Genomic DNA, 7,074 nt, shown 5'->3' with positions numbered 1-7,074 from the left:
CTGCCGAGCAGCAGCACGGCGACGCCGCAGACGGCCAGTGCCAGGCCCGCCAGCCGGCGGCGGCTCAAAGGCTCGCGCCCCGACAGAGCTGCCAGGCACCAGGTAAAGAGCGGCATGGTGGCAAACACCAGCGCGCAGGTGGAGGCGGGCAGGCGCGCCAGTGCATGGTTGAGCAGCAGGACCAGCAGCGCAAACTGCGCGACGCCCAGCAGGGCAATGGCCAGCGCATCTCGGGCGCGGTAGCGCGGCCAGGTGGCAAGCAGTGCAGGGCCGGCGAGGATCGCCAGCCCGATGGCATAGCGCAAAAATGCCAGACTGGCTGGCGAGGCAGCAGGCGATAGCGCGCTGGTGGAGACCATGGCCGCGCCCACCAGCATGCCGGTGGTGGCCGCTGCCCACAGCGCTGGCTGGCGCGCCTGCATCGCCCACCTAGGCGCTGTGCCGGCGGCGGCTGAACTGCTGCTCGACCACGGTCGAGCCCCATTGCTGGCCGGCCTCTTCATGCACCAGCGCAAAGCCCAGCGATTCGTAGAGCTTGCGTGCCGCATCCAGTCCCTGGAAGGTCCAGAGCTCGGTGCTGGCAAAGCCGCGCTGGTCGCAAAAGGCGAGGGCCTGCGTCAGCAGCTGGCGGCCGATGCCGCCGCCGCGGCAGCCGTCATCCAGAATGAACCAGCGCAGATGCGCCTGGTTGTTGCCCAGGTCCTGTCCGTCAATCGCGACGGAGCCGACGATGCGCTCGTTGTGCACCGCCGTCCAGATCTGGTTGCAAGGCTCGCCCAGGCGGCCGCTGAATTCGGCAAGGCCCGAGGCCACCTTGCTTTCAAAGAAAGCGCCAAAGCCCCAGTGCCGGGCATAGAACACGGCATGCATCTCGGCCACGCGGCCGATAACGCCGGGCCGGTAGCCGCTGTGAATCTGGATACTGCTCGTGGCCGAGGTGGCAGCGCTGCCCTGGCCCGGCGCGCTGCCCAGCCGGTGCGCCTGCAAGGCCTGGGCATAGGCCGTCAGCCCCTGCGCCACGGACTGCTGCAGCGAGGGGTTGAGTTGCGCCAGCGCACTGCGCACCTGGGTCTGGCCATAGGCATGGATGCCTGCGACCGTGCGTTGGCCTTGCGCTGACAGCTGCAGCTGCTTGGCGCGGGCATCGTCTGCGCAGGGCTCTTCTTGCAGCTCGCCATTGGCGATCAGCTTGGCCAGCATGCGGCTGACGCTGGATTTGTCCAGCCCCAGATACTCTGCCAACTGGGCGGCGGTGACCTGGCCATGCGCATCGATTTCCAGCAGCGCATGGACAGTTGAGGCCGAATAGGGCGTCGCGGCCAAGGTGTTGGCCATAAAGCCCAGCTCCCGCACCATGGTGCGCGAGGCGCTGCGGATGTGGTTGACCAGGGGGGTGTCGGTAGCGGCTGCCATGCGTCTCTCCAGTGTTTGGTTGCAATATACAACTTTTTGGTTGTGTGATGCAACTTTTTTGGAGAGGCCGGCAGCTGCCCGCCCATCCGCAGCGCTTAGGCGGCATCCAGCCGGTAGCTGGATACGGCCAGCCCGCCCATGAAGTTGTCTTCATGGTACACACGCACGGCGCGGTCGCCTTCGGCGGCGCCGACGGCCACCATCAGCGGCAGCAGATGCTCTTCACGCGGATGGGCGATGCGTGCGGCGGGGGCGTCTTCCCAGTCCAGCAGGCGCTGGCTGCGGCTGGCGCTGTCCAGCTGCAGCATGGTCTCGGCCAGCCAGTCGTCAAAGGCTTTGGAGGGCACACGGGCCTGCGGTCCAAAGGCACGCAGGTTGTGGTACGACAAGCCGCTGCCGATGATCAGCACATTCTCATCGCGCAAGGCGGCCAGCGCGCGGCCTAGCGCCAGGTGCTCTGCCGGGTCCAGGCCCCGGCGCAGCGACAGCTGCACCACCGGCACATGGGCCTCGGGGTAGATCGCGGCCATGGGCGAGAACATGCCGTGGTCATAGCCGCGCTGGGCGTCCTGCTGCACGGCAATGCCGGCCTGGGCCAACAGGCCCGCCACACGACCGGCCAGTTCAGGCGAACCTGGCGAGCGGTAGTGGACCTGGTAGGTATGGGCCGGAAAACCGCCGTAGTCATAAATCATGCCGGGCTGGGAGGTGGACTGCACGGTAAAAGTATCGGCCTCCCAGTGGGCCGACACCATCAGGATCGCGCGCGGTGTGCGGCCGATCTGGCGCGGGATATCGGCCAAGGAGGCTGCCAGCTGCGCATAGTAGTCATGCATCTCGGGCATCCAGGGCCAGGGGCCGCCGCCATGCGAGATAAAGTAGACGGGCAGGCGGCTGCCGCTGGTGCTGGCGGGGGTGTTGGTCGTGGTGGTCGTCGTCGTGGTCATATGGAAAACTCCTTGCGTCCAATGTAGTAGCTGCCTAAAAGGAAACCAAGTAGCTAGAATGCAGCGGTTGATTTCTTATTAAGAAACTATGGACCAGCTCACCAGCATGCAGGTGTTCCAGGCGGTGGTGGACAACGGCAGCTTTGCCCAGGCTGCTGAACGCCTGGGCATCTCGGCGCCGATGGTCAGCAAGCATGTGGCCCAGCTGGAGCAGCGCCTGGGCGCGCGCCTGCTCAACCGCAGCAGCCGCCATATCAGTCTGACCGAGGCGGGCCAGCGCTGGTATGCGCAAAGCAGCCTGGCGCTGGAGATGCTGGACGCTGCCGCCCAGGAGATCGGCCAGCATAACCAGGCCCCCAGTGGCCAGCTCAAGATCAGCGCGCCGGTCTGGTGCGCCACGCCGCAGATGGCGCGCATCCTGGCGCGCTACCGCGCCCGCTACCCGCAGGTGCTGGTCGACATCCACCTGGACAACCACAAGATCGACCTGGCCACCGCCGGCTATGACATGGCTTTGCGCGCCTCGTCCGACCCCGCGCCGCATCTAATTGCCCGCCCGCTGTGCCAGGTGCCGTTCTACCTGGTGGCCAGCCCCGCTTACCTGGAGCAGGCCGGCCCGCCCCAGCAACCTGCCGACCTGGCCCAGCACCCTGCCGTGCTGCCCAGCTATGTGTCGCTCAGCCCCATGCAGCTGAGCCAGCCCGGTGGCCGCAGCGCGCCGCTGCACTTGCAGCCGGCCCTGCTGTCCGATGATTCCAACCTCAGCCTGCATGCGGTGCGCGCCGGCATGGGTCTGGGCTTTTTGCCATCCTGGCTGGTCGAGGACGACCTGCGCAGCGGCCAGCTGCAGCGGGTGCTGCCGCAGTGGGATGCGCTGACGGTGACCCTGTATGCGATCTACACCAGCCGGCGCTACCTGGCCCCCAAGGTGCGCAGCTTTATCGATTGCCTGTCGCAGGAGCTGGGCTGATTGAGGTAAAGATCTAGATTTTTGATAGGACTTGAGCAAAACACTGAGAGGCTTGGTCTAGCTTGCATAATCCCCTAAAAGGAGAAAGTGTATGAGTGCTAATGGTGGGGATTCCAAGGTGGCAGTTCTGGTCGATTGCGACAATGCCACTCCAGAGATTCTGGAGTTCGCTTTGCGAGTGGTACCTCAATTTGGCCGTGTGGTTCTCAGGCGTGGGTATGGCAACCACACTACTTTGGCAAACCGGTGGCAGGAAGCCTTGGTCAGATTGGCATTCACCCCGTGTCTTCAATACCAGTACGCTGCGGGAAAAAACACTTCAGATATTGCGCTGGCACTCGATGCCATGGAAGCGTTATTCGACGAGAGGGCTGACACTTTTTGTCTGGTCACCAGCGATTCTGACTTTGCCTATCTATGTCGCAAATTGCGAGAGCGAGGCGCCACCGTGCATATTGTGGGAGAAGCTAAAAGTCCCGATGCGCTGCGGAATGCCAGTGACCAGTTTTTCGAATGGGTTCCTCCAACTGTTAAAGCCACATCAGAGCAGATTCCGGCATTGATTCAAAAGGCAGAGGGTTCCAAAAAGGATGACGCAAAAGCGGTAGCTAAACACCGACCTTTGTTCGTGGTTGAAGCTGTCAAATTGCTCGCGGCGGAAACCGTTGAGGGTAAAGTCCAGCTTGGGCCACTAGGAACCTATCTTAGAAGAACTTACCCCTCCTTTTCTCCCAAAATCTATGGACATTCCGGGTTGATGGCTATGCTAAATACATATGATCGTCTCACCGTAGAGCAGGTTGTCAAAGGATCATGGCTCGTAAGCCTTTCTGAGGCATCGGGTAAATGAGTTTTCCGTTCCTAAGGGTGAATTATTCAGTGCGTCTGAATGTCAAATTGATCCGTTGACTTTGAACCAATGGATGTGCCACCGGACTGACAGCATCGCGCACCGGCATCACCCCGTGGTAGCGCATGCGGTCCACGCCACCCCAGACCACCACATCGCCATGCTGCAGTGGCAGCTTTTGCGTGGCATCGGCGCGCTGGTCGCCGCCCCACAGAAAAATGGCGGGCAGGCCCAGTGATACCGACACGATCGGGTGGCGGGCATCGCCTTCGTCCTGGTGCAGGGTCAGGCGGGTGCCAACGCTGTAGCGGTTGATCAGGCAGGCATTGGGCGCAAAGGGTGGCAGCTCGGCGGCTTCTGCCGCCTGCGCGGCCAGCGCTGCGAAGGCGGGTGGCATGGCGGGCCAGGGCTGGCCGCTCAAGGGGTCGCTGGCGCTGTAGCGGTAGCCATGCGGGTCGCTGTACCAGCCAAATGCGCCGCAGTTGCTCATCGCCACCTGCATAGGGCGCCCGCCCGGGGTGCGCAAATGCCGAAACGGCGCCTGCTGCACGATGGCCTGCACCTGGCGCAGCAAGTCATCCTCCCAGCGCAGCGCAAAGCCGCGCAGCACGCAGGCCTGGCGGCCAATGGCAATGCGCTCCCAAGGCGGCTTGCCGTCATCGGCGGCGGGGCTGAACAGGTCTTGCATGGGGCTATTGTGCCCCTGCGGGCATAAAAAAACCGCAGGGCCTGTGGCAGGCACTGCGGTGGGATGTGGTGGTCGTAGTGGGACTTGAACCTACGACATCAGCATTATGAATGCTGCGCTCTAACCAACTGAGCTATACGACCGACGGCCTCCATTGTAGGGGCGGATGGGCGGCGTACCGGCTGCTGGCCGCGACTTTTTCGGCACGACTTGCAGCCATCAAAACGGATGCGCCAAAGAGAAAAGCCGCAGTGATTGTGCAATCACTGCGGCTTGAAACCTGGTGGTCGTAGTGGGACTTGAACCTACGACATCAGCATTATGAATGCTGCGCTCTAACCAACTGAGCTATACGACCGACGGCCTCCATTGTAGGGGCGGATGGGCGGCGTACCGGCTGCTGGCCGCGACTTTTTCGGCACGACTTGCAGCCATCAAAACGGATGCGCCAAAGAGAAAAGCCGCAGTGATTGTGCAATCACTGCGGCTTGAAACCTGGTGGTCGTAGTGGGACTTGAACCTACGACATCAGCATTATGAATGCTGCGCTCTAACCAACTGAGCTATACGACCGACGGCCTCCATTGTAGGGGCGGATGGGCGGCGTACCGGCTGCTGGCCGCGACTTTTTCGGCACGACTTGCAGCCATCAAAACGGATGCGCCAAAGAGAAAAGCCGCAGTGATTGTGCAATCACTGCGGCTTGAAACCTGGTGGTCGTAGTGGGACTTGAACCTACGACATCAGCATTATGAATGCTGCGCTCTAACCAACTGAGCTATACGACCGGCAGAACGAAATTATATACCGAAAATTTGGGCCGGCGATCAATGTCGCCAGGTTTTGTCAAAATTGGGCCATTTGGCGTGGCGGGCGCCGGCCGTGCCTGTACTGGCCGTGCCTGTACCGGCCGTGCCTGTACCCATTGGCCTGGCGCCAACGGCACCGCTACGCCGATCAGCTGTTGCTGAACTGGGCCGGGCGCTTGTTGACGAACGCGTCCATGCCTTCCTTCTGGTCATTGGTCGCGAACAGCGCGTGGAACAGGCGGCGCTCGAACATCACGCCATCGTTGAGGCTGCCCTCGAACGCGCGGTTCACCGATTCCTTGGCGGCCATCACGGCCAGCTGCGAGAAGCCGCTGATGATGATGGCCGCGCCCAGCGCCTCTTCCATCAGCTTGTCCACAGGCACGACGCGGCTGACCAGGCTGGCACGCTCGGCCTCGTCGGCGTTCATCATGCGGCCGGTGAGGGCCAGGTCCATGGCCTTGGCCTTGCCCACGGCGCGGGGCAGGCGCTGCGTGCCGCCGGCGCCGGGGATGACGCCCAGCTTGATCTCGGGCTGGCCAAAGCGGGCGTTGTCGGCGGCGATGATGAAGTCGCACATCATGGCCAGCTCGCAGCCGCCACCCAGTGCGTAGCCGCTGACGGCGGCAATGACGGGCTTGCGGATGCTGCGGATCGCTTCCCAGTTGCGGGTGATGTAGTCGCCGCCATAGGCATCGGCAAAGCTGTACTTGGCCATGGCGCCAATGTCGGCACCTGCGGCAAAGGCTTTTTCGCTGCCGGTGATGATCATGCAGCCAATGTTCTTGTCGGCGTCAAAGGCCTTGAGCGCCTCCCCCAGCTCATTCATCAGCTGGTCGTTCAGCGCGTTCAGCGCCTTGGGGCGGTTGAGCGTGATGATGCCCACCTTTTCGGCTTCGACGCGCACTTCGATCATTTCATAGGCCACGGTCTATCTCCTTGGGTTTGTGGGGCAGCAGCGGCCTGCTGGCGCCCGCATGGTCGACAGGCATCCTACACCAAGCGGGCTGTTGCGGCGCAGCAGCCTGCGCAAGATGGCGCTTTTTGGGTGCAGGTGGGCGCGCCGCTATCGGCGATCAGCGCCCATCCAGCCAGAGATTGACCAGATTCACATCGGTGACAGCCAAGGTGACCGTATCACTCTGGCTGGCAGTTTTTGGAGGCTTCTTGCGGCCTTTGGCTGCGGCGCTGGCGGCGCGCTCGGGCAAGGCCAGCGGCAGGCGCAGCAGGCGTTTGTCGCGGGCCACCAGGGCCACCAGGGCCAGCACCTGCTGGGCATCCCCGGCGTACAGCGGCAGGTCGTCGAGCTTGTGCAGGCGCCAGCCACCGCTCTGGGCGCTGGCCTGCAGCGGTTCGATGCCCAGCCATTCGTCGCCCGCCATCATGCCCGCGGCCTC

Annotated in this window: 7 protein-coding genes, 4 tRNA genes and 1 pseudogene; 2 read left to right on the top strand and 10 right to left on the bottom strand. The window is 63.1% G+C overall.

Annotation, left to right across the window (positions count from 1 at the left end; all coding sequences use genetic code 11):
- The 3 genes from H928_RS0104630 to H928_RS0104620 all read right to left on the bottom strand — a co-directional run.
- On the bottom strand, positions 1-422 hold a 422-nt coding region (locus H928_RS0104630), incomplete at its 3' end, for a DMT family transporter (RefSeq protein ID WP_021025461.1).
- 7 nt (positions 423-429) lie between these two features.
- Complete coding sequence (locus H928_RS0104625) at positions 430-1,413, bottom strand: helix-turn-helix domain-containing GNAT family N-acetyltransferase (protein WP_021025460.1); 984 nt, start codon at positions 1,411-1,413, stop codon at positions 430-432.
- 95 nt (positions 1,414-1,508) lie between these two features.
- Positions 1,509-2,360: a class III extradiol ring-cleavage dioxygenase gene (locus H928_RS0104620; RefSeq protein WP_021025459.1), complete on the bottom strand. Its 852-nt coding sequence runs from the start codon at positions 2,358-2,360 to the stop codon at positions 1,509-1,511.
- Positions 2,361-2,448: 88 nt separating this feature from the next.
- On the opposite strand from H928_RS0104620, the gene H928_RS0104615 reads away from it, so the two are divergent.
- Positions 2,449-3,330, top strand: a complete 882-nt coding sequence (locus H928_RS0104615; protein WP_021025458.1) for a LysR family transcriptional regulator — start codon at positions 2,449-2,451, stop codon at positions 3,328-3,330.
- Between the two features lie 91 nt (positions 3,331-3,421).
- Positions 3,422-4,180 carry an NYN domain-containing protein gene (locus H928_RS30605; RefSeq protein ID WP_084635690.1) on the top strand — a complete coding sequence of 253 codons (759 nt, stop codon included), beginning with the start codon at positions 3,422-3,424 and terminating at the stop codon, positions 4,178-4,180.
- Between the two features lie 22 nt (positions 4,181-4,202).
- Here the strand turns inward: H928_RS30605 and alkB are convergent, their stop codons facing one another.
- The 7 genes and pseudogenes from alkB to H928_RS26130 form a co-directional block, all read right to left on the bottom strand.
- Positions 4,203-4,868, bottom strand: coding sequence for a DNA oxidative demethylase AlkB (gene alkB, locus H928_RS0104610; RefSeq protein ID WP_021025457.1), 666 nt, complete (start codon positions 4,866-4,868; stop codon positions 4,203-4,205).
- A 66-nt stretch (positions 4,869-4,934) separates the two neighbouring features.
- Positions 4,935-5,011: transfer RNA gene (locus H928_RS0104605), tRNA-Met, on the bottom strand.
- Positions 5,012-5,149: 138 nt separating this feature from the next.
- Positions 5,150-5,226, bottom strand: a tRNA-Met gene (locus tag H928_RS0104600).
- Between the two features lie 138 nt (positions 5,227-5,364).
- A tRNA-Met gene (locus H928_RS0104595) sits at positions 5,365-5,441 on the bottom strand.
- Between the two features lie 138 nt (positions 5,442-5,579).
- A tRNA-Met gene (locus H928_RS0104590) sits at positions 5,580-5,656 on the bottom strand.
- 169 nt (positions 5,657-5,825) lie between these two features.
- Positions 5,826-6,605, bottom strand: a complete 780-nt coding sequence (locus H928_RS0104585; RefSeq protein WP_021025456.1) for an enoyl-CoA hydratase — start codon at positions 6,603-6,605, stop codon at positions 5,826-5,828.
- Positions 6,606-6,753: 148 nt separating this feature from the next.
- Positions 6,754-7,074: pseudogene (locus H928_RS26130) on the bottom strand (peptidase M61); the annotation flags it as partial.

Origin of the sequence: Comamonas sp. B-9 (genome assembly GCF_000410635.1) — a bacterium.
GTDB lineage: Bacteria > Pseudomonadota > Gammaproteobacteria > Burkholderiales > Burkholderiaceae_C > Comamonas.
The sequence above is the reverse complement of the archived record's forward strand: the minus strand, read 5'-3'. Positions and strand labels throughout refer to the sequence as shown.

What these genes read in the sequence shown, in the direction of transcription:
- H928_RS0104625 (WP_021025460.1), bottom strand. Translation starts at nt 1,413, where the DNA reads ATGGCAGCCGCTACCGACACCCCCCTGGTCAACCACATCCGCAGCGCC.
- H928_RS0104620 (WP_021025459.1), bottom strand. Translation starts at nt 2,360, where the DNA reads ATGACCACGACGACGACCACCACGACCAACACCCCCGCCAGCACCAGC.
- H928_RS0104615 (WP_021025458.1), top strand. Translation starts at nt 2,449, where the DNA reads ATGGACCAGCTCACCAGCATGCAGGTGTTCCAGGCGGTGGTGGACAAC.
- H928_RS30605 (WP_084635690.1), top strand. Translation starts at nt 3,422, where the DNA reads ATGAGTGCTAATGGTGGGGATTCCAAGGTGGCAGTTCTGGTCGATTGC.
- alkB (WP_021025457.1), bottom strand. Translation starts at nt 4,868, where the DNA reads ATGCAAGACCTGTTCAGCCCCGCCGCCGATGACGGCAAGCCGCCTTGG.